This window comes from Streptomyces sp. NPDC028907, from assembly GCF_055564995.1.
Map to the genome: position 1 here is coordinate 47,651 of NZ_JBVHVE010000024.1, position 20,947 is coordinate 68,597.

Here is a 20,947-nt window from a genome sequence, read left to right on the forward strand (position 1 = left end):
AGACTCAGCCCCCGCACCGCACGCCTCACTCGGCCCGCCCTCCGCCCTCCCTCCGCGCTACTCCTCCGCCAGGAACGCGTACGCGGTGGCGACGAACGGGTCGTGCGCGCGGAAGCGGCGTGTGCACAGCGCGACCAGGGCCGTGCCCGTGTCGGGCCGGAAGCCCAGGAAGGCCTGCTGACCGAGGGTGGCACCACTGTGGAAATACATCGGGCCGCCGTCCGTGGGATGTCGGAACCACGCCATGGTGTGCACGTGCCGGTGCCCGAGGCCGCGCCGCAGGACCGGTGTGCGCACCGCGCGCAGTGCGTCGGCGCACGGGGTGCCGGCCGGGTCGAGGTGGGCTTCGAGGAACGTGAGCAGGTCGTGCGGGGTGGCGCGGACGGCACCGGCCGCCTCGAAGCCGCCCGCGTCGAAGGCGAGGGTGGGAGTCTGCCCGTCCTTGCCGTGCCCGACGGCGTCGGTCTTCGGGTCCTCGGCGCGCAGGGCCGTACCGCTGAGGCCGAGCGGGCGCAGCAGCTGTGCGGCGAGGAGTTCCTCCCAGGCCGTGCCGGTTGCCGCCGCGAGCGCGTGGCCGAGTATGGCGACACCGAAGTTGGAGTAGTGCCACCGGGTTCCGGGCCGGTGCCGCGGGCGGTGCCGCAGGAAGGCCTCCCTCACCCGCTCGGCCGGATAGCGGCCGTACGGGTTGGTGCCCCAGGCGGGGAGCGCCCGTACGTAGAAGTCGGCCGGCAGGCCGGGCAGTCCGGCCGTGTGGGTGATGAGGTGGGCCAGCGTCACGGGGGCGGGGTCGGTGCGCCGGCCCGGTGCCAGGCAGGCGGCCGCCGACTCGCCGCCGGTCAGCAGGCCGCGCTGGACGAGCCGGGCCAGCAGCAGGCCGGTGAACGTCTTCGTGGCCGAACCGATCTCGTAGCGCAGGTCCTGCCGCGCGACGGGAGGAGGCGCGGCGGTGCCGCCGCAGTGCAGGGTGCGACGGCCGTGCCGGGAGACCGCGAAGACGGCGTCGGGTGCGTCGACGGCGTCGACGGCACGCTCCAGACGCTCCCTCAGCGTGTCGTCACCGGGCGGGCCCTCCGGCCGGGCCTGCTCGGGGTCGTCGGCCATGCCCGGCCAGGGCAGGGAAGGGCCGCTCATGAGGCGACGTGGGTCAGCTCGGTCAGGGCGCGGGAGGTCGCCAGCACGGAGGCGAAGGCGGCCACCAGCGTGGGGTGGTAGATCATGTCGAACAGCTCGTCCGGTTCGCCCTGCGGCATCTCGCGTACGGCGGGCATGGCGCCGTCGGCCTGCTGTGCGGCGGCGAAGCCCTCCCAGGCCCGTTCGTCGAGGGTGGGGCGGGGCAGACAGGCGTCGACCACGAGGAGTTCGCCGAGCAGGTCCCAGCGTTTCAGGTCCAGCCAGTCGTCGATCCAGACCGGCAGCCACATGGCGAGGTAGTCGGCGATGTCCGGCGGCAGGCCGCCCTGGTGCTCGCCCCAGTCGGTGAGGTGGAACACCGTGTGGGTGACGTCGTAGGCGATGTGCCCGCCGACCGTCCAGGGCTCGGGCGTGCGGCCCAGCCAGGTGGAGCCGACGATGTCCGCCTCGGGCATGGAGGGCGTGAGGCCGAACCGGCGCTGGAACGCGGAGAGTCCGAGGCGCCGGGTCGGGTCCAGTTCGAGGGCGGCCCAGCTGTTGGTCCGGTGGTAGAGGACGGTGGCGCGCTCCACCTCGGGCTCGCTGTACCCCAGTTCCTTGTACGGCAGGTACACCTCGAAGGGGATCGGGGAGAGCGGTTCGATGCGCTGGCCGCGTACCAGCATGCGGCCGCCGTCCAGGGTGTGCCGCCAGGTGTGGTCGAGGAGCTTGCGCGCCAGCTCGGCCTGCCGTGACCCGGCCACGCCCTCACGGAACAGCACCCGGCAGATCAGGGCTAGTTCGCCGACCGGTTTGAAGCGCTCCAGGAAGCCCACTTCCGGGTCGACGTCGGGTTCCAGACGGAATCCGTCCCGATGGGCCCACAGCCATTCCAGGGCTCGCACGCCGACGGTGTGTATCAGACGGGTGTCGGTCATCCGGGCACTCCTTCGGCCTCGCGGCTCAGGCAGGTGACGGTCTGGGCCGCGGCGAAGGCGGCCATGAGCGTGGAGTGGTAGCAGTGCAGGAAGCCCGGCTCCGGGTCCGCTCCGGCCTCCCCCTGGAAGGCCGCCTGCTGCGGGAGCGCGCCGGAGTCCAGCTGCGCCCGCGCGATCCGGGTCCAGGAGTCCTGGAGGGTCGCGGGGTCGGGCGGGGCCGGCAGGCTCGCGGCCACGACCAGCAGTTCGCAGCCGAGGTCCCACATCCCGGCGTCCAGGCAGGTGTCGAGCCAGGGCGGCAGCCAGTGCGCCAGATAGGCGGCCAGGTCGGCGGGGACGCCCTCGGGGGTGCGGCCCCAGTCGGTGAGGTGGAAGACGACGTGGGTGAGCGCGTACCCGGAGGAGCGCTCGAACGTCCAGGGTTCCGGCAGGCCGCCCAGCCAGGTGCGCCGCAGCGTCGGTTCGTCCGGTTCCGGCCGGTGGATGCCGCTGCGCCGCTCGGCCTTCAGCACGCCGAGCCGGCGGGTCGGGTCCTGCTCGGTGAGCCGCCAGCCCCGGGTGCGGGCCGTCGTCGCGGCGGCGGCCTCGTATCCGGGGTGGCGCAGTCCGGCCGACGCGAAGACGGAGTAGACCTCCAGCGGGTACGTCGCGAACGGCTCCAACCGCTGGAGTCTGCGGAACAGTTCTCCCCGGCCCGTCTGCTGCCAGGCGAACCGCAGCAGGTCCGCGGCGCACGCGTGCAGCGGGTCCCAGGGCGGGCTGTGCGCGCGGACGCTCGCACAGGTCTGGGCGAGTTCTCCGAGGGGTTTCCAGGTGGCGTCCACCTGTCCGTCCGCGGTGAGCGCGTCCTCGCCGAGCGCGAAGTCCTCGCGGTGTGCGGACAGCCAGGCGAAGGCGGCGGTTCCGACGTCCCGGATCCCGCCGACATCCAGGGCCGTCATACGAGGGCTCCGGCCGCCCGCATGACCCGCGCCGCCTGTACCTGGAGGGCGACCCGTGGGTCGTTGCCGCCCATCAGTTCCACGAAGTCAAGGCCCGCTTCGAGGCCGAGGGTGTCCGGGACACCTTCCATCAGGGTCAGCCAGCGTCCCGCGCCGGCCGCCTGCTGCCAGTCCCTGCGGCGCACCGCCCGTACGAAGCCGCGGGCCACGTCGACCGGCCGACGCCGGGCGGCGCGGGCGACCGCGCAGTCGTCGCCGGGCACCGCGAGGGGGGCCAGGACCGCGAGTTGGTGGGTCCGAACCTGCCATGCCGCCTCGTCCAGCCAGGCGGCGTCGGGTTCCGTGAGTTCGTCCGCGCCGGGCGGGGCCGTGTCGAACCGTACGAGGGTGCGCCTCATGGCCCAGTGGCTCCATCTGACGGTGGGTGCCGCGTCGGCGCGCGGTGGAAAGGCCTCCACCGTGTTCCGGAAAGCGGTAAGTGCTCCTGGGGCGGGCGGAGTCGGGAAGAGCACGTGCGGCAGCAGAAGGTCTGCTCCCAACACGCGTACCGCCGCGAGGGCGAAGCTGCCCTCCGGGTCGTCCGCCGCGGCTGTGTCGGACATGCGCACGTGGTCTCCGCCCCGGAGGGCGGAGACCACGTCGGTCGCAAGGTCCTGCACAGCGCCCTGCAAGAGGGCCGAAGTGCCTGACTGCTCCATTCACTGCTCCCGTTCGGGGGTCCGCTCAGCCCTTCTTGGGGCGAGGGGTCGGCGGGGACAGCAGCAGCTTGGTGTCCGCGGAGAGCAGCGCCAGGGCGGCGCACTCCCGGCTGTCGCGGTAGACACCGTCGGGCTCGGCGGGGTCGAGTGCCGCTTCTAGGTCGGTCCGGACGTGGGTGATCTCTTCGATCGCCTTGTCAACGGAAGGCATATCACCATCTCCTCTGGGGTCAGCCATAGCCTCCACAACCCAGATCACCATATCGCCACAAAAGCCGCATCTTTTCCCAGAAGGCCACATACGTCCCTTCTTCAACATTCCCGGTCCCCCTGGCCGTCGTGCGGACGGCGCCGGGATCAACTGATCTGTTCTGTCGGCCAGTTGGACCATGCTCGGCGTCGCGGTGCGTGCGCACCCATCCTGAGACCCACGTCACACACGACCTGCTGTCACAGATCGCGGATTCGCCCGGTCAGTTGGGTGTATCCCGCCCACCGACAAGGAGATCACCGTGGAACCGCGTCTCGACTACTTCGGCCACCCCCTCGCGGGCAAGGTGCTCCGGCACATCAACACCGCCAGCAAGCTGCTCTCGGACTCGACGCTGCCGGAAACGGTCCAGGAACTGGTGAAGATCCGCGCCAGCCAGATCAACGGCTGCGGCTTCTGCACCGACATGCACACCAAGGACGCGGCCCAGGCCGGGGAGACCGCACAGCGCCTGCACCTCGTCGCGGCCTGGCGGGAGGCCACGGTCTTCACGGAGGCCGAGCGCGCCGCGCTGGAGGTGGCCGAGCAGGGCACCCGTATCGCCGACGCCGCGGGCGGTGTCACCGACGAGGCCTGGCGCGACGCCGCCAAGCACTTCGACGAGGACCAGCTCGTGGCGCTGATCTCCCTGCTCGCCGTCATCAACGCCTACAACCGCATCAACGTCATCAACCAGCAGCCCGCCGGGGACTACCAGCCCGGTCAGTTCGGCTGACCCGGCAGGTGGGACATGGCGACAGGGTTGCACGCCCTCCCCCGTCCCGTCGCCGTCGTGGTGGGCGCCGGTGGGGTGGTCGGAGCGGCGCACGTGGGCGTCGGATACGCGCTGGAAGAGCGCGGATTCAGACCGGACTTGATCATCGGAACCTCGGTGGGTGCCCTCAACGGCGCCATCGCGGCCGCCCACCCCGACCGGGCCGCCCCGTGGCTGGACCATGTGTGGACCCAGCTGCGCCGTCGCGAGGTGTACCCGCTCGGCCACCTGACCGCACGGGCCAGCGTCTTCACCGACCGCGGACTGCGCCGACTGATCGCCCGGGCCGAACTGCCTTCGCGGATCGAGGAGTTGGCGGTGCCGTTCACCGCGGTGGCCATGGACCTGGACACCGGCGCCGCGGCCCACCTCGACCACGGCGACCTGGAGTCGGCGCTGCTGGCCAGCGCGGCCATCCCCGGGATGCTGCCCCCGGTGGACCGTGCGGGACGCACCCTCGTCGACGGCGGAGTGATCGCGTACGTACCGGTGCTGGCCGCCCTGGGGGCCGGTGCGGCGAGCGTGGTGGTGGTGTCGAGCGGGCCGGAGAACTCGCCGCCCCGGCCCCGCGGTCCGCGCCGCAGTGCCGGCGCGATCGCCGCCCGGGCCGGAATGCTGTTGCTGCGCCATCAGATCGAGCGGGACCTGCACGAGGTGGCCCGGCACATCCCGACGGTGGTGCTCCCCACCGGCATCGACGCCTGGCCCGCGCCGTGGGACTTCGGCCATTCCCAGCGGCTGATCAGCACCGCCTCCCGGACGGCCGGGCGCTTCCTGGACGGGCTGCGCGTCGGCGGGCCGGGCCTGTACCGGGTCGACGGCCCTTCGGCGACGCCCCCGGGGCCGGGCGGGACGTCGACTTCTTCTTCCGTACTGGAGGCGGGCCTGTGAGTACCATCGCGTTCCTCAACATCGGCATGCACGGGCACGTCAACCCGACGCTGCCGGTGGTGGCCGAGCTCGTCCGGCGCGGCCACAGGGTCACGTACCACACCTCGCCCGCGTTCCGGGCGGAGATCGCCGCCACCGGCGCGACCGTACGGCTCTACCCCGGGGGCGAGCAGCCGCTCCCCGATCCGCCGACTCCGCTCACGCTGCTGGAGTCGCTCGCGACGACCACCGTCCGGCTGTTGCCGACCGTGCTCGACGATCTGCGCCGGGACCGGCCCGACCTGATCATCCACGACAGTTCCTGTCCGTGGGGCGCGGTGGCCGCCCGTGAACTCGGTGTGCCGGCGGCCTCGTCGTTCACCACGTTCGCCTTCGGCCGGCACGTCCCCAGCCCCACCGGCGCCTCGTGGGACCTGCTGGCCGGGGCGTGGGCCCAGCCGCGCAGCGTACGGGGATACGTCCGCTCCCGCCGGGAGCTGCACCGGCGCTTCGACGCGCGGGGCCTGCCCCTGGTCGACCTGCTGAACATCCGCCAGCCCCTCAATCTGGTCTACACCTCACGGGCGTTCCAGCCGGCCGTCGAGGACTTCGACGCGTCCTACCGTTTCGTCGGCCCGAGCATCGGCTCCCGTCCGGCCGACCCGTCGTTCGAGGCGGACCGGCTCCACGACCCGGTGCTGTACGCCTCGTTGGGCACGGTGTTCGGCGCCGGCCCGAAGCTGCTGCGGACGTTCGCGAGCGCGCTCGCCCCGCTGGGCGGCACCGTGATCGTCTCGACCGGGCAGACCGACCCGGACGCGCTGGGGCCGTTGCCTGCGAACGTGCTGCCCCTGCGGTTCGTGCCGCAGCTCGAAGTGCTGCCCCGCGCCGCGCTGTTCGTCACCCACGGCGGGATGAACAGCGTGAACGAGGCGATGTACGCGGGCGTCCCGATGCTGGTGGTCCCGCAGGGCGCCGACCAGCCGATGACCGCCGCCCGCGTCGTCGAGCTCGGCGCCGGCCTGTCCCTCGGCACCGGGGACGTCGCGAAAGGCTCCGTACGTGCCCTCGCCCGGCGTCTGCTGCACGAGCCCGGGTTCCGGACGGCCGCCGCCGCCCTGCGGGCCGCCCAGCACGAGGCGGGCGGGTACCGGCGGGCCGCCGACGAGCTCGAACAGTACGTGCGGGCCGCCCACCAGGCCGGTCCGGCGGTGGCCGCCGTCGATCCGTCGCAGCGGGGCTGAGCCATGTCACTCGTCGTGGTCCTGCTGCTGTTCGCCGGGCTGTCGGAGGCCGCCGGGCGCATCCTGCCGCTGCTGGCGCGCCGCCCCGGCATGTCACGGCGGCTCGTGCCCGGACTGCTGCTGGCCGCAGGCCTCGTCGAGGCCGCCGTACTGGCCCTGTGGCCGCTGACCGCGTGGACCCTGGCCGAGCTCCTGGTGGCCTCGGCACCGCCGGGCGACGGGCTGGAGTGGACGCCGGGTCTGGTCGCACCGCTGATGCTCGCCGCCGTCCTCGCGTTCCCGCTGCTCGGGCCGCTGCTGCATCTGCTGCTCTTCGTCGGGGTCGGGGCGGGTCTGGCCGGGCCGCTGGCGGACGCGACCGAACTCGGCTGGTGGGGCGCCGCCTGCTGCGTGGCCGTGGCCGGGGTCGGGCTCGGGGTCACCGTAGGAGCCGTTCGGCGTCTGGTCGTCAGGATCAGCGCGCCCCGAAGGCCGGAGCCGATCGCATGAACGACTTCCTGTTCTGGGCCTGTGTGCTCGGGCCGGTCCTGCTCGCCGAGGGTCTGCTGGCCCGCTACGAGGTGCTGGCCTACAGCGCCGGCTTCCGGTCCCCCACCACCGCGCTCCCCGAGGGCGTGCCCTACGCCCGGGGCGCGGCCGCCGACCGTCCCCCGGGCGCCTACCTGGTCTATCTCGACGGCATCGGCAAGCGCCGGGTCCGGGACACCCGGGACGGCGGCCAGCTGGTGAAGGCCGTGATCGCCGGGGCGCCGGAGCTGCGGGTGCTGGGACAGGTGCAGCCCTACTCGCCGCTGGCCGACCCGCTCGCGGACCGTCCGGTGTGGGCGTGGCTGCGCCGGCACATCGGGCTGCTGCTGTTCCTGCACAACGTCATGCAGATCTTCGTGGCCGCCGACCACCGCTACCGCCCCCTGTACAACCGGGCCGTCGGCTCCCAGATCGCCGCCCAGCTGGAGCTGGCCGGCTACCGGCCCGACAGCGGCATCCTGGTGGTGCTGCTCAGCTACAGCGGCGGCGCCCAGGTCGCCACGGGAGCGGTGGACGAACTGCACACCCGGTTGCGCTGCCCGGTCGTGGTGATCACGCTCGGCGGGTTCCACAACGGAGCCAACGACCTCACCCATGCCGAGCAGGTGCACCAGCTCACCAGCGCGTACGACCGGATCGAACGGGTCGGCACCTGGATCTTCCCGCAGCGCTGGCGGCTGCTGCGCCGCAGCGGATGGAACCGGGCCCGCCGCGCCGGGAAGATCACCGTGCACCGGCTGGACCCGGCCACCCATCTGGGCCCGCGCAGCTACATCAGCCCTGAGGAACGGCTGCCGGACGGCCGCAGCCACCTCGACCGCACGACCGACACCGTGATCACGCTGATCCGCGCCCGGCGGCACGGGGCGACCGCGACCGCCCCGGCCACCGACCACCCGGCGCCGTGAGGGCACGGTGCGTTACGAGGTCGCTGCGACGCTACGAGGTCGCGGCCCGGTCGTCGTCGAGGCCGGCGACCAGGCCGCGCAGCAGCGGGCCGTACTCCGGGTGGGCGAGGGCGGACGCCATCTGGGCGACCAGGTAGTCGGCCGGGTTGCCGGTGTCGTACCAGCGGCCCTTGATGACCTGCCCGTACACGGCGCGGGTGGCGGCGTAGGCGTTGATGGCGTCGGTCAGGTAGACCTCGCCGGTGCGGTGCTCGTACCAGCGGCGGGTCTGCTCGCGCAGTTCGTCGATGATGCCGGGGGTGACGACATAGCCGCCGATGGCCGCGTACGCCGACGGGGCGGCGGCGGGCTCGGGCTTCTCGACCAGACCGGTGATCCGCAGCTGGCCGTCCCCGAGGTCCTCCTTGACGATGGGCACGCCGTAGCGCTGGGACTCGGTGGGGTCCATCGGCAGCAGGGCCAGTACCGGGCAGCCGGTCTGCTCGTAGGCGCGGATCAGCTGCTGGGCGCGCGGGACCTCGGCCACGAAGACGTCGTCGGGCCACAGCACCAGGACCGGCTCGTCGCCGAAGGAGCGGGCGGCGTTCAGCACGGGGGTGCCGTTGCCGTACGGGCCGTACTGGTCGAGGTAGGTGATGTGGCCCTGTCGGGCCAGTTCCGCGACCTCCTCCACGGCGTCGGCGTAGGCCGTCTTGCCGTCGGCGCGCAGCTGGTCGACGAGGGCGGGGTTGGGCCGGAAGTGGTCCTGGATGAGGCTCTTGCCGCCGGAGACCACGATGGTGATGTCGGTGATGCCGGAGTCCACCAGCTCCCGCACGGTGTGCTCGATGACCGGCTTGTCACCGACCGGCAGCATCTCCTTCGGCGTCGCCTTCGTCAGCGGCAGCAGCCGGGAGCCGAGCCCGGCGGCGGGAATCACGGCCCTGCGAATGGTCGGGGACATCAGATCTCTCTCGGTCGGGGGTCACACCGCGCCGACGGCCACGGCGCAGGGTCGACGCTACCAACGCCTGCGAACGGGGTCTGCCGGGCGGTCGCGGCGCCCTGTGGCGGCGCCCCACCACGCCCGCTTGTAGCCTGGTCGTTCAGAGCTGGAGGACATTCATGCGTGCCGAGGACGACACGGGTTCCCTCGACCGGGCGGCGGAGCAGTTCATGGCGGCGCGCCCTCAGCTGTTCGGCATCGCGTACCGGATCCTCGGCAGTGCGGTGGAGGCCGAGGACATCGTCCAGGAGGCGTGGGTGCGGTGGCAGAGAACCGACCGCGCCGGGATCAAGGAGCCGGCCGCGTTCCTGGCGACCGTCACCTCCCGTCTGGCGATCAACCTCGCCCAGTCCGCCAGGATGCGGCGCGAGTCGTACACCGGTCCCTGGCTGCCGGAGCCGGTCGACACCCGTGCCGATCCGCAGCTGGGCGCCGAACGGGCCGAGGCGCTGGACCTGGCGGTGCTCCTGCTCCTCGAGAAGCTCAACCCCGTGGAACGGGCCGCCTACGTGCTGCGGGAGGCCTTCGACTACCCGTACAAGCGGATCGCGGACATCCTGGAGACGAACGAGGCCCATACCCGCCAGTTGGTGACCCGCGCCCGCAAGCATCTGGCGGCGGAGCGAAGGCAGCCGGTCGGCGACGGCGTTCACCGGCGTCTGCTGGAGGTGTTCCTGGACGCCGCCCGGACCGGCAGCCTGTCGGTGCTGGAGGGTGTCCTCGCGGACGACGTGGTCAGCTACACCGACGGCGGCGGGATGCGCGGGGCGTCCAGGATCCCGGTGGTCGGGCTGCCACGTGTGTCCAAGTACCTCGCCGCCTTCGCCCCGCGGTTCTGGCCTGCGACCGAGGTCCGCTGGGTCGAGGCCAACGGCCGGCCCGCCGTCCTCGTCACGGCCGGGGGCAGCCCGGTGGCCCTGCTCTGCGTCGACGTCTCGGTCCGGGGCATCGAACGCATCATGTGGGTCATGAATCCGGACAAGCTGGCTCCGTACGTGGAGTCGCTGACCGACTGAGTCCACCCGACCGTCGGCGAGCCGGTCGCGCACCCCGCTCGTCGGGCGTAGCGGCTGTCACAAAGCGGGTGACTTGTCGGTCAACCAGCTGTCCCGGCCCGGGGACTCCCCTACGCGGCGAGGTGCATCGACCATGAGCGAGCCGTTCGGGCTTCCCGACCTGTCCACCGAGAAGGACTACGTCGGCGAGGCCTTCGCCCCCATCTACACCACCACGGTCACGGTGAGCGGCGGACCGGCGGGTCACGGGCGGGCCTCGGGGCGGGCGCGCTCGGCCGACGGCGTCCTCGACATCGACCTCCGCATGCCCGCCGAACTGGGTGGGGACGGCCGGGGGACCAACCCCGAGCAGCTGTTCGCGGCCGGCTTCGCCGCCTGCTTCCACGGCGCTCTGAGCCTGGTGGCACGGCAGGAGGAACTCGACCCCGCCCCGATCCGTGTGGCGGCGACCGTGGCCTTCGGCCGGGATCCCGAGGACGGCGGCTACCTGCTGCACATCGACCTGGTGGTCAGGTGGCCGGACATCGACCCGGAGATCGCCGCCCCGCTCCTGGAGCAGGCCGATGCGCTGTGCCCGTACGCGCGGATGGCATGGCGGGGGACCCCGACGACGATCACGCTGGCGACCTGACCGCGCCCCCGTCCCGCCTGCGCCGACGCCGGGCGTACCGCAGGATGAGAAGGCGCGTGGTGCGTGCGTCGGCGACGGACGTTGTCACAGATCCGGCGGTCAACCGGTCGTACTCGGTGACAACCCCGTGATCGGAGTACACCGTGGCTCTCACCGAACAACGTCTGTCCACCATGGTGCTGGTGATCGGCACCGGAGGTGCCGGTCTGCGCGCGGCCATCGAGCTGGCCGAGGCCGGTGTCGACGTCCTCGCGGTCGGCAAACGCCCCAAGGAGGACGCCCACACGGCGCTGGCCGCCGGCGGCATCAACGCGGCGCTGGCCACGATGGACCCCGAGGACAGCTGGCAGCAGCACGCGGCGGACACGATCAAGGAGAGCTATCTGCTCGCCGACCCACGCACCGTGGAGATCGTCACCCAGGGCGCCGCCCGGGGCATCGACGACCTGGAGCGCTACGGCATGGCCTTCGCGCGCGAGGAGGACGGCCGTATCTCCCAGCGGTTCTTCGGCGCGCACAAATTCCGGCGGACCGCCTTCGCCGGCGACTACACCGGTCTGGAGATCCAGCGCACGCTCATCAGGCGCGCCCGGCAGCTCGACATCCCCGTGCTCGACGGGGTCTACATCACCCGGCTGCTGGTGCACGACGGCGCGGTCTTCGGGGCGTACGGCTTCGACCTCGCGAGCGGGCGGCGGTATCTGATCCACGCGGACGCGGTCATCCTGGCCGCGGGCGGCCACACGCGGATCTGGCGGCGCACCTCCTCGCGGCGCGACGAGAACACCGGTGACTCCTTCCGGCTGGCGGTGGAGGCCGGCGCCCGGCTGCGGGACGCCGAGCTGGTCCAGTTCCACCCGTCGGGGATCATCGAGCCGGAGAACGCGGCCGGCACGCTGGTCAGCGAGGCGGCCCGGGGCGAGGGCGGAATCCTGCGCAACGCCCTCGGGGAACGGTTCATGGCCCGCTACGACCCCGATCGCATGGAGCTGTCGACCCGTGACCGGGTGGCCCTGGCCTCCTACACGGAGATCAAGGAGGGCCGTGGCACGCCCAAGGGCGGCGTGTGGCTCGACGTCTCGCATCTGCCCCGTCAGACGATCATGAACCGGCTGCCCCGCGTCTACCAGACGATGCTCGACCTGCAGATGCTGGACATCACCCGCGACCCGATCGAGATCGCACCCACCGCGCACTACTCGATGGGCGGTGTGTGGGTGCGTCCCGAGGACCACAGCACCGATGTTCGAGGGCTGTACGCGATCGGGGAGGCGTCGAGCGGGCTGCACGGGGCCAACCGCCTCGGCGGGAACAGCCTCATCGAGCTGCTGGTCTTCGGCCGTATCACCGGGCGGGCGGCCGCCGCCTACTCGCGGTCCCTGACCGCGCAGCACCGCTCGGCGGCGGCCGTCGCCGAGGCCCGCGCCGAGATCGACGACCTGCTCGCGGCGGACGGGCCGGAGAACGTCCGCGCCCTGCAGCGCGCCATCCGCAACACCATGACCGAGCACGTCGGCGTCGTACGGGACGAGGAGGGCCTGCGCGCGGGGCTGGCGGAGCTCGCGGTGATCGAGAAGCGGATGGCGGACGTCGGCGTCCACCCGGACATCGCCGGATTCCAGGACCTCGCGCACGCCTTCGACCTGAAGTCCGCGGCGCTGGCGGCCCGGGCCACCCTCGAATCGGCTCTGGAGCGCCGCGAGACCCGCGGCTGCCACAACCGCAGCGACCACCCGGAACCGGATCCCGCTCTGCGCGTGAATCTCGTGTGGTCCCCGACCACCGGTGTCACCCGCGAGAGCATCCCGGAAGTTCCGGACGAGATCTCCGCGCTGATGGCGGACATCTCGACCGAAGGAAAACTCGTCGAATAGCCCCGCCGGGCACCTGTCACAGGCGGAGCCCCTGTCCGGTCTCTCCTGGTGCGGACCGAATCTGTCTCCGAACCGAATCTTTCTCCGAGAGGAATCCGTCATGAAGATCGTAGTGATCGGTGGAACCGGGCTCATCGGCTCGAAGCTGGTCGGCAAGCTCGAAGAGCACGGGCACGAGGCGGTCGCGGCCGCGCCCAACACCGGTGTCAACACCCTGACGGGCGAAGGTCTCGCCGAGGTCCTTGAGGGCGCGTCGGTCGTGGTCGACGTGTCCAACTCGCCCTCGTGGGAGGACGACGCCGTCATGAACTTCTTCCGGACCTCCACGACGAACCTCCTCAAGGCGGAGGCCGAGGCCGGGGTGACACACCATGTGGCGCTGTCCGTGGTCGGCACCGACCGCCTCCAGGAGAGCGGGTACTTCCGGGCCAAGCAGGCCCAGGAGGACCTGATCAAGGAGTCCGGCATGCCCTACTCCATCGTCCACGCCACCCAGTTCTTCGAGTTCATCAAGGGGATCGCGGACATCTCCACCGACGGCGACACCGTGCGGCTGGCCCCGGCGAAGATCCAGCCCATGTACTCCGACGACGTGGCCGCGGCGGTCGGCCGCACCGCGGTCGGCTCGCCGGTGGGCGGCGTGGTGGAGGTCGCGGGCCCCGACGTGTTCCAGCTCGACGAGCTCATCCGCGAGACGCTGGCCGCCAGCGACGACCCGCGCACGGTCGTCACGGACCCGCGGGCGCCGTACTCGGGTGCCGTGCTGCAGGAGACCACCCTCCTGCCGGGGCCGGACGCGCAGATCGCGAAGACCAAGCTGTCGGAGTGGCTCGCGCAGCAGCAGTGAGAAGGGCTGAGATGTGGCCCCTGCCCGTGGGACGGGCAGGGGCCACACCAGATCTCAGTGAGAAGGCGAGAGAAACAGCCGTCGGTGCGCGACCGCGTCCACCGGCTGCCGGCGCCGGTTCGCGGTGAGACGGTCCTGGGCGCGGGAGACCTGCTGCCTCGCGTTGGCCACCGCGATGCCCAGGAACCCGGCGATCCGGTCGTACGGGCAGCCGAACCCCTCCCGCAGGACGTACGCGGCACGCTGGGTCGGCGTCAGCGTCTCCATCAGCAGGCGGACCGCCCGCTCGACGGCGTCGTGCCGCTCGGCCACCGCTTCCGCGGTGGTAGCGAGGTCCGGTGGTTCCGGGAGCCAGGGAGTGACACAGGACTCGCGGCGTTTTCCAGGCGGACTGGACGAGGTTGAGGGCCAGCCGGACGGTTGTCGTCCTGAGCAGCGCCGACGGGTTCATGACCGGCTCCTCCGCTCCGTGGGTCGGCGGCCTGAAAGGCGGCCCGAACCAGCATCGCGCCGGGAGACGGGCGACCGCGCCCTGGGATGCCGTAGGCGACCCCGTGGTCCGCGTGGCCGGTGCGTGGCGGGGCCGACGTGGGCCGCGTCACAATGTTTGCGCCTGCCCGGTCTCCCTTGCAGGAGAGGGAGGGTGCGGTATGGCGAGTGCGGACGACGCGGTGCCGATCGCGGAGCTGCTCGAAGAACGGCGGCATCTGCTGGATGTCGCGTACTGGATGCTGGGCAGCGGCCGTGAGGCCGAGGGCGTCGTCGACGAGGCCTACCGGCGGTGGTTCGAGCTGCCGGAGGCGGAGCGGGCGCGGATGACGGCGCCGCGGTCCTGGCTGGCGAAGGCCGCGGGAGGCATCTGTCTGTCCCGGCTGGCCCTGCCGGGTCGGGACCGTGCTCGGGCCGCACAGGCGGGCACCGGCGGCGAGGTGCCGCGGGGCCTGCCGGCGGAGGAGATCAGCACGGTCCTGCTGGACGCGCTGGACTCGCTGTCCCCGGCCGAGCGAGCGGCGTTCGTCCTGGGCGACGTGTTCGGGATGTCACCGACCGCGGTCGCCGACATCGTCAGGCGGACCGAGCCACAGTGCGGCGAGCTGGCCGACCGGGCCCGTCGCAGTCTGCGGGCACGGCGCGCGCGGCCGACGCCGACCGAGCGGCACGACGAGGTGGCCCGCGCGGTGCGTCAGGCCTGTGTGACGGAGGACGAGGCGCTGCTGGCGTCCCTCCTGGCGGCCGACGCGACGGCGTTCTTCGACGGTGGCGGCAAGGTGCGGGCGCTGATCAGGCCGGTGCACGGCGACATCCGGGTGGCCCGCAGCCTGCTGACCCTGCTGGCCCGGCATCCGCGGACCACCTTGGACACCCATCCCGTCAACGGCCGGACCGGGCTCGTGGTGCGCTACGGCCGTCAGGTCGCCGCGGTCGTCAGCCTCGACGTCGCCGGTCCGCACGTCGTACAGGTCTGGGTCACCCTCAACCCCGACAAGCTACGCGTCTGGAACATCCCCGGCCCCGCTCAGCCCTGAGCACGGGAGCCCGAGCCGAGGAACGCGGCGATCTTGCTCGGGTTGAACACCCACATCAGCTGGTGAATCCCGGCCGGCGAGGCGGCCAACGTCATGAACGTCGCCGGCGAACCGTCCCGGTAGAGCAGCACTCCGCCGCGCCCGTTGGCCTCGACACGGCGGACGTCCGCGCCACTCCAGAACCGCCGTGTGGCGGTCGCGAGGTTCGCCACCCGCGTACGGCCGAGCACCGGGACGCGCGCGGCGCCCCGGATGCCGTTGCCGTCCGACAGGCTGACGGCGTCCGGCGTCAAGAGCGACTCCAGGGAGGCGACGTCCCCGTTCCGCGCCGCGGAGACGAAGGCGTCGAGGAGTTGTCGGTGCGCCACCGTGTCCACGGTCTCCCGCTGGTCGGCCGCGAGATGCCTGCGGGCCCGGCTCACGATCTTGCGGACGTTGACGACGCTGAGCTGAAGGATGTCCGCGATGTCGGCGTAGGCATAGTCGAACGCCTCCCTCAGGACGTACGCCGCCCGCTCGGTGGGGTTCAGCTTCTGCAGCACGAGGAGCAGCGCGAGCTCCAGCGCCTCGGCCCTCTCGGCGCCCACCTCGGGATCGTTGCTGGTGTCGACGGGCTCGGGCAGCCACGGGCCGATGTAGGTCTCGCGGCGCACCCGGGCGGACTGGGCGACGTTGATGGCCAGCCGAGTGGTGGTGCTCGACAGGAAGGCCACCGGGCTGACCACCACCGAGCGGTCGGTCTTCTGCCAGCGCATCCAGACTTCCTGCACCACGTCCTCCGCCTCGACCGCGCTCCCCAGCACCCGGTACGCGATGCCGAAGAGCCGCCGACGGAGCCCTACGAAGACAGAAACGGCGTCGTCCAGGGTGCTTTCCGTGGGGGACGTCTCAAGATGCATGATCCCGCTGTCTCCGTTCCTCCGGTCGTCCACCTCCTTGACCGGACGCCTCCCCGTTCTGTGACAGGGAGGCGTTGCCGAGAACGGCGTCACCCGGCGCGCGGCGGCCGGTCCGGCGCTCAGGCCCAGGCGGTCAGTTGGCGCAGCCGATCGCGATGCGCTTCTCGACCGGGTGCGGTGAGCGCAGGTAGCGGCAGAACCAGCGAAAGGCGTCGGCCTGGACGCTCCTTGGTGTGACTTCGTCGGCTCGGCTCCGCCGGTACCCAGCTCAGCGCGGGCCTCTCCGTCAGCCGAGCCCAGCAGTACGCCCGCGAACACGCCGCGCAGGAAGCCACCGGCATGGACATAACTGCTACCGCCGAGGATCTCGTTCCACTGGGACCATCCCCGCGCGTGCGGGGATGGACGTGTGGATGTCCACCGCATCCGAGGCGTACTGCCCCCTCCAGAGGCCACATCGAACCAGCCTTCGGCCAGCTCGCCCAACCGCCCAGACAGACCATCGCACCGGCAGCACCGCACCACAGCTTCGTGCTTCCGCGAATTACTCCGCTACCGACAGCACCTGGCCACGCGCGGCGGATCCGGGACGCTGCCTGCTGCGTCAGCACCCGATCGGCCTCACGGGCAGAGGCCCAGCATGCGATCTGCCGACCACCGGGTTCGGCGCGCCCGGACCGAAGCGACGAGCGCGTTCCAGCGCGACGGCGACCGGGCAGCAGTGAGAGCGGACGAAGACGGCCTTGCACCGGGTGGGGCCCTAGAGCTGCTGCGGGAGAAGGAACAGCTCGAGCAGGCGGCGACCGCCGTGCAGGCGTGGCAAGCCGGGCAGGAAACGCGGATCGCCGCCGTCTGCAAGCTGACTGAGACGACACCCGGGGGCCGTGCCGGTGTACACAGCACGGGCCCCCTTCTCTCAGCCCCGAACGATGTTCTGCGCCTGCGGTCCTTTCTGCCCCTGACCGATATCGAAGGTCACGTGCTCGCCCTCGGTCAGTTCGCGGTACCCGCTGCCCTTGATTTCGGAGTAGTGCGCGAACACGTCCGGGCCCCCGCCATCCTGCTCAATGAAGCCAAAGCCCTTCTCAGCGTTGAACCACTTCACGGTGCCACTGGCCATGCCGTCAATCCTTCGTTTCTTGCGCGAGAACAGCCCACTTACCGGGCATGCTCCAGCTCCTGCAACCACACGAGCCACAGCCGTTCTACCCCGAACCACTCCGCTTATCCGACGGATGACACACCCGGCTCGCACGCGACGCCGAACTCGGGAGGCCGCACCCCTGACGCGAAGACCGCAAGGCTGCAGGCTGCCGAAGTACCCCCTGTTCCGGCCGGTTACGCCCCAGCGATTCCTGACCACATCGTTTCAACGCCACAAAAGCGGCAACTCCATAAAAATGGACCTAAAAGTGCATGTTAGGGGGCCTGCCGATGTCAACAGGGACACTTCTGGCGATCATCATTCCCATCGCGGTGTTGATCGTCGTGGTAGCCGTAGCGGCCTCATTGATCCGGCGACGCCGGAAGCTGCGCGAGCGCTTCGGTCCGGAGTATGAACGCACCATCGAGGACTCCGACAGCCGTATGGCCGGCGAGCGTGAGCTCAGGTCCCGCGAGAAGCGGCATGACTCGTTGGACATCAAGCCGCTGGACGGCACTGTCAGAGATCGGTACACCAGGGACTGGACCAGCGTGCAGGAGGAGTTCGTGGACCGGCCAGAAGATGCCGTGCACCACGCCGACCGCCTGGTGACTGATCTGATGCACGAGCGTGGCTACCCGACCCAGGACTTCGAGCAACAACTCAAGGACCTCTCGGTTCAGCACAGCCGCACGCTCGAGCACTACCGGGCCGCCCACGATGTCGACGTGCTCAGCACCCGGCACGAAGCGACCACCGAACAACTGCGGGGCGCCATGGTGCACTACCGGGCCCTCTTCGACGAACTTCTCGCCGACGGCGGCGAGCCCCGCCGCACAGCACCGGCCTGAGACAGCCACCCGGTCGGCCGGTCCGGGTAACTGCCCCAGGTCACCGGAAGCGGAGGAACAATGCAGAGCAAAGACACACCAGACAGCGCCGCCGCGAGCGGTCTGTCCACCGATGACATCGCCCAACCTCGCGACAGAATCGCACCTGGCGGTCCGGCGAGCACTCCGAGCGAAGACGCACCCATGTTTCCCGGCGAGAGCACGCCCACACCGAGCCAGAGCGCCGAGGACGAGGCCGCGGTAGCGGGCTCGAGCACCCGGGACGAGATGGTGGAGGCCGACTCCAGCGAACAGTCCCAGGCCACGGGCCAGGACGGCGATGAGGAGGACGAGGCGCCGCGGCTGCTCACTCCGGAAGACGAAGAAGGCTTCCGGACACGCTGGGAGCAGGTGCAGAACAAATTCGTCGACGACCCACGCGACGCCGTGCACACCGCCGACGCCCTCGTCGCCGACGTGATGCAAAAGCTGGCCACCACGTTCGCCGACCACAAGCAGGAGCTGGAAGGGCAGTGGAATCGCGGCGAACAAGCGAACACCGAGGACCTGCGCCAAGCGCTGCGCCACTACCGCTCGTTCTTCAACCGCCTACTGGTCACCTGACCCAACCCACCCGCCCGCGCAGCGCGCAGGCGGTGTGACGCACCGATCTGCCGGAGGCTGTCATGCTTCTCATCGGCGTCATCCTGCTGATTGTCGGCATCATCACCGGCATAGGGATCCTGTGGACAATCGGAATCATCCTCACGGTCATCGGCGCGGTCCTGTGGATCATGGGCTCCATGGGACACGCTGTCGCCGGCCGTCGCCACTATTGGTGACTTCTCTCTGAACCAACGCCTTCGGCGACGCGCCGCCCGCCGAACCGGGCGGCGCCAGCCATGACAGAGAGCTGCAGCGTGCGTACAGACGCTTTTCGCCGCAAGCCGTTCTGCTGACGGACCCTGGCTGTACTCCCAATGATCACAGGCCGAAATGAACGGTGGCGGGCATCTCGCGGTGGGCTGCGGGAGAAGGCGACAGCGCGGCGGGCTCAGCCGTTCACCAGGCTGTCGCCGCGCAGCATGGTGCCGACTCACCCGGCGGCGTTCCCGCAGGATGAGGATCTCCCGACTGGACACCGAGCCTGGGCCGACGGCACCAGAGGCGGGTGCTGCGTCCCCGCCTCACCCGCCCGGAACGTCCTCGCAGGGCTGCGCATTGCGACGGCCACCGGCCCCGCCGGGCGCAAGCTCGTCCTTCACTCCCGCACAACGAGCGCAACGCCGCTAGCGCTGTCGGCCGGACGGAGGGCTGGCCATAAGGCCTTGCTTGCAGGGCATCTGCTCAATGGCTCACAGCGGTCCTATCGCCCCGGCCGCTCAGTCCGCCGGGTGGTTCCGTGCACTGAGTGGATGGGGGATTCCTCGGCGACGTACTGATGGCATTGAGGGTTGTGGCAGGGCCCCGCGACCCAGACCGGCACATACACGCCCATGGTCTTGTGCCGCTCCACAACGGTGTCGACCGGCTGCTTGCATGAGCGACAGACGTGGCCGGGGTTGGACGGCGAGACCTCTGTAGGTTTCCGCTCCTTCATAGCAGGATTTTACGACTGTTTTGCGTTCCTTTGGGAGTATTTTGGGCTGGTGAATCCTCTCAAGCCCACTGGCGGCGACGCCGTCCGGTATGGGTCACCCGATCTAGGAGGGTGGGGTTCTGCTCTGCGGATCGGACGACTCAGGCTCAGCACCACCGGCGGGATTGGAGTCGGCGGAGCGGCCGGCGTCCGCGACGGGTGACGTCTCGGCATCCTCTGGCGGTGGGCGGAGCACGCTGAGTGCGATGGAGACGGTCAGGATGGCGGCGATGACGACGAGGCTGACGGGCGAGGGGATCTCCGGTACGGCCGTGCTGATCGTTTTGTGAGAGGCCTGGAGAATGAGCTTGACGGCGATGAACGACAGGATGAGCGCCAGGCCCTTGCTGAGGTAGTGGAAGCGGTCGAGCAGGCCGGCGAGCATGAAGTACAGAGCGCGCAGTCCCAGGATGGCGAAGGCGTTGCTGGTGTAGACGATGAAGGCGTCGCTGCTGACGGCCAGGACGGCAGGCACGCTGTCAACGGCGAAGACCAGGTCGGCGGCCTCGATGGCAGCGACGACAGCGAGCAGCGGTGTGGCGACCCGTCTCCCGGCTTCCTTGACGAAGAAGTGGGTGCCCACGTACTCGTCCCGCACCGGGATGGCCTTGCGGAGCAGCTTGACGGCAATGCTCTTGCCCGGGTCGAAACTGTCGTCCTCCTCCTTGAGGATCTTGTAGGTGCTGTAGAAGAGGATGGCGGCGAACACGAACAGGACGGCGGTGAAACGGCTCACCACCGCCACCCCGGCAGCAAGGAAGATGCCCCGGAAGACCAAGGCGCCCAGGACACCGAGGAAGAGAACACGGTGCTGGTAGGCACGGGGCACCTTGAAGTAGCCGAAGATCAGCGCGAAGACGAAGAGATTGTCGACCGACAGGCTCTTCTCCAGCATCCAGGCGGTGGTGTACTCCACGCCGGCGGTCGTACCGACCACAAGGAAGACAACGGCGCCGAAGACCACGGCCAGGCCCACCCAGACCGCGCTCCAGGCGGCGGCCTCCCGAAAACCGATGACGTGAGCCTGCCGGTGCGCGAGCAGATCCACCGCCAACGACACCAGCACGGTGGCGGCGAACACCATCCACAGCCAAAACGGCACGTCATGCACGGGCCCGACCCCTTGCGCGATCGACGGGCTCCCTCTCTTGAGTCTGAGGCATGCCCAAGGATGCTGTCTCGCGCAGTGCTGCCCAAGTTCCGGACGCATGTGGCCCTCCGTCCGGCGGGCGGACAGCCCCGAACTGGGGGGCGGGCCTGCTGCCGCCTTCCATCCGCCCGTGCGCCGGAC

General features: G+C 70.9%; 23 protein-coding genes. 13 read left to right on the top strand and 10 right to left on the bottom strand.

Going from position 1 to position 20,947, the window contains the following annotated elements; translation table 11 throughout:
* Positions 1-57 precede the first annotated feature (57 nt).
* Genes ACZ4UU_RS42515 through ACZ4UU_RS42535 form a run of 5 tightly spaced genes read right to left on the bottom strand, consistent with a single transcriptional unit; the run spans position 58 to position 3,901 of the window.
* Complete coding sequence (locus ACZ4UU_RS42515; protein ID WP_471908796.1) at positions 58-1,134, bottom strand: serine hydrolase domain-containing protein; 1,077 nt, start codon at positions 1,132-1,134, stop codon at positions 58-60.
* A complete protein-coding gene (locus tag ACZ4UU_RS42520; protein ID WP_471908797.1) occupies positions 1,131-2,051 on the bottom strand; it encodes a DUF6895 family protein in 921 nt (306 codons plus the stop codon). The genes ACZ4UU_RS42515 and ACZ4UU_RS42520 overlap by 4 nt, the downstream gene beginning before the upstream one ends.
* Positions 2,048-2,992: a DUF6895 family protein gene (locus ACZ4UU_RS42525; protein ID WP_471908798.1), complete on the bottom strand. Its 945-nt coding sequence runs from the start codon at positions 2,990-2,992 to the stop codon at positions 2,048-2,050. The genes ACZ4UU_RS42520 and ACZ4UU_RS42525 overlap by 4 nt, the downstream gene beginning before the upstream one ends.
* Positions 2,989-3,690: a hypothetical protein gene (locus ACZ4UU_RS42530; RefSeq protein WP_471908799.1), complete on the bottom strand. Its 702-nt coding sequence runs from the start codon at positions 3,688-3,690 to the stop codon at positions 2,989-2,991. The genes ACZ4UU_RS42525 and ACZ4UU_RS42530 overlap by 4 nt, the downstream gene beginning before the upstream one ends.
* 25 nt (positions 3,691-3,715) lie before the next feature.
* Positions 3,716-3,901, bottom strand: a complete 186-nt coding sequence (locus tag ACZ4UU_RS42535; protein WP_062715965.1) for a hypothetical protein — start codon at positions 3,899-3,901, stop codon at positions 3,716-3,718.
* 301 nt (positions 3,902-4,202) lie between these two features.
* Here ACZ4UU_RS42535 and ACZ4UU_RS42540 point away from each other — a divergent pair, with 301 nt between their 5' ends.
* Genes ACZ4UU_RS42540 through ACZ4UU_RS42560 form a run of 5 tightly spaced genes read left to right on the top strand, consistent with a single transcriptional unit; the run spans position 4,203 to position 8,265 of the window.
* Entirely contained in the window at positions 4,203-4,676 is a 474-nt protein-coding gene (locus ACZ4UU_RS42540; protein WP_471908800.1) for a carboxymuconolactone decarboxylase family protein, read from the top strand.
* A 15-nt stretch (positions 4,677-4,691) separates the two neighbouring features.
* On the top strand, positions 4,692-5,606 hold the full coding sequence (locus ACZ4UU_RS42545) for a patatin-like phospholipase family protein (RefSeq protein WP_471908801.1): 915 nt from the start codon (positions 4,692-4,694) through the stop codon (positions 5,604-5,606).
* Positions 5,603-6,829 (top strand): macrolide family glycosyltransferase, encoded by a 1,227-nt coding sequence (locus ACZ4UU_RS42550; protein ID WP_471908802.1) that lies wholly within the window; start codon positions 5,603-5,605, stop codon positions 6,827-6,829. Before ACZ4UU_RS42545 ends, ACZ4UU_RS42550 begins: the two co-directional genes overlap by 4 nt.
* Positions 6,830-6,832: 3 nt before the next feature.
* A complete protein-coding gene (locus ACZ4UU_RS42555; protein ID WP_471908803.1) occupies positions 6,833-7,318 on the top strand; it encodes a hypothetical protein in 486 nt (161 codons plus the stop codon).
* Positions 7,315-8,265 carry a hypothetical protein gene (locus tag ACZ4UU_RS42560; RefSeq protein ID WP_471908804.1) on the top strand — a complete coding sequence of 317 codons (951 nt, stop codon included), beginning with the start codon at positions 7,315-7,317 and terminating at the stop codon, positions 8,263-8,265. Before ACZ4UU_RS42555 ends, ACZ4UU_RS42560 begins: the two co-directional genes overlap by 4 nt.
* A gap of 31 nt (positions 8,266-8,296) precedes the next feature.
* On the opposite strand, the gene ACZ4UU_RS42565 is transcribed toward ACZ4UU_RS42560, so the two are convergent.
* Positions 8,297-9,208, bottom strand: coding sequence for a UTP--glucose-1-phosphate uridylyltransferase (locus ACZ4UU_RS42565; RefSeq protein ID WP_471908805.1), 912 nt, complete (start codon positions 9,206-9,208; stop codon positions 8,297-8,299).
* A gap of 161 nt (positions 9,209-9,369) precedes the next feature.
* On the opposite strand from ACZ4UU_RS42565, the gene ACZ4UU_RS42570 reads away from it, so the two are divergent.
* The 4 genes from ACZ4UU_RS42570 to ACZ4UU_RS42585 all read left to right on the top strand — a co-directional run bounded on the left by ACZ4UU_RS42570 (position 9,370) and on the right by ACZ4UU_RS42585 (position 13,618).
* Positions 9,370-10,266 (top strand): RNA polymerase sigma-70 factor, encoded by an 897-nt coding sequence (locus ACZ4UU_RS42570; protein ID WP_471908806.1) that lies wholly within the window; start codon positions 9,370-9,372, stop codon positions 10,264-10,266.
* A gap of 133 nt (positions 10,267-10,399) precedes the next feature.
* Complete coding sequence (locus ACZ4UU_RS42575) at positions 10,400-10,897, top strand: Ohr family peroxiredoxin (RefSeq protein ID WP_471908807.1); 498 nt, start codon at positions 10,400-10,402, stop codon at positions 10,895-10,897.
* A gap of 173 nt (positions 10,898-11,070) precedes the next feature.
* Complete coding sequence (locus ACZ4UU_RS42580; RefSeq protein ID WP_471908862.1) at positions 11,071-12,771, top strand: L-aspartate oxidase; 1,701 nt, start codon at positions 11,071-11,073, stop codon at positions 12,769-12,771.
* 100 nt (positions 12,772-12,871) lie between these two features.
* Complete coding sequence (locus tag ACZ4UU_RS42585) at positions 12,872-13,618, top strand: SDR family oxidoreductase (RefSeq protein ID WP_471908808.1); 747 nt, start codon at positions 12,872-12,874, stop codon at positions 13,616-13,618.
* Positions 13,619-13,672: 54 nt separating this feature from the next.
* Here ACZ4UU_RS42585 and ACZ4UU_RS42590 read toward each other — a convergent pair whose 3' ends face one another.
* Positions 13,673-13,930 (bottom strand): sigma factor-like helix-turn-helix DNA-binding protein, encoded by a 258-nt coding sequence (locus ACZ4UU_RS42590; protein WP_471908809.1) that lies wholly within the window; start codon positions 13,928-13,930, stop codon positions 13,673-13,675.
* 338 nt (positions 13,931-14,268) lie between these two features.
* Here ACZ4UU_RS42590 and ACZ4UU_RS42595 point away from each other — a divergent pair, with 338 nt between their 5' ends.
* Positions 14,269-15,144, top strand: a complete 876-nt coding sequence (locus ACZ4UU_RS42595; protein ID WP_471908810.1) for a sigma-70 family RNA polymerase sigma factor family protein — start codon at positions 14,269-14,271, stop codon at positions 15,142-15,144.
* Here the strand turns inward: ACZ4UU_RS42595 and ACZ4UU_RS42600 are convergent.
* Both ACZ4UU_RS42600 and ACZ4UU_RS42605 read right to left on the bottom strand, forming a co-directional pair.
* Positions 15,135-16,043 (bottom strand): sigma-70 family RNA polymerase sigma factor, encoded by a 909-nt coding sequence (locus tag ACZ4UU_RS42600; RefSeq protein ID WP_471908811.1) that lies wholly within the window; start codon positions 16,041-16,043, stop codon positions 15,135-15,137. The genes ACZ4UU_RS42595 and ACZ4UU_RS42600 overlap by 10 nt on opposite strands.
* Before the next feature lie 916 nt (positions 16,044-16,959).
* Positions 16,960-17,163: a cold-shock protein gene (locus tag ACZ4UU_RS42605; protein ID WP_055711351.1), complete on the bottom strand. Its 204-nt coding sequence runs from the start codon at positions 17,161-17,163 to the stop codon at positions 16,960-16,962.
* A 314-nt stretch (positions 17,164-17,477) separates the two neighbouring features.
* Here ACZ4UU_RS42605 and ACZ4UU_RS42610 point away from each other — a divergent pair, with 314 nt between their 5' ends.
* The 3 genes from ACZ4UU_RS42610 to ACZ4UU_RS42620 all read left to right on the top strand — a co-directional run bounded on the left by ACZ4UU_RS42610 (position 17,478) and on the right by ACZ4UU_RS42620 (position 18,859).
* Positions 17,478-18,038 (top strand): hypothetical protein, encoded by a 561-nt coding sequence (locus ACZ4UU_RS42610; RefSeq protein WP_471908812.1) that lies wholly within the window; start codon positions 17,478-17,480, stop codon positions 18,036-18,038.
* Positions 18,039-18,098: 60 nt separating this feature from the next.
* A complete protein-coding gene (locus ACZ4UU_RS42615) occupies positions 18,099-18,641 on the top strand; it encodes a hypothetical protein (protein ID WP_471908813.1) in 543 nt (180 codons plus the stop codon).
* A 62-nt stretch (positions 18,642-18,703) separates the two neighbouring features.
* Positions 18,704-18,859 (top strand): DUF6131 family protein, encoded by a 156-nt coding sequence (locus ACZ4UU_RS42620; RefSeq protein ID WP_471908814.1) that lies wholly within the window; start codon positions 18,704-18,706, stop codon positions 18,857-18,859.
* Positions 18,860-19,720: 861 nt separating this feature from the next.
* Here the strand turns inward: ACZ4UU_RS42620 and ACZ4UU_RS42625 are convergent.
* Entirely contained in the window at positions 19,721-20,767 is a 1,047-nt protein-coding gene (locus tag ACZ4UU_RS42625; RefSeq protein ID WP_471908815.1) for a TerC/Alx family metal homeostasis membrane protein, read from the bottom strand.
* Between the last annotated feature and the right edge of the window lie 180 nt (positions 20,768-20,947).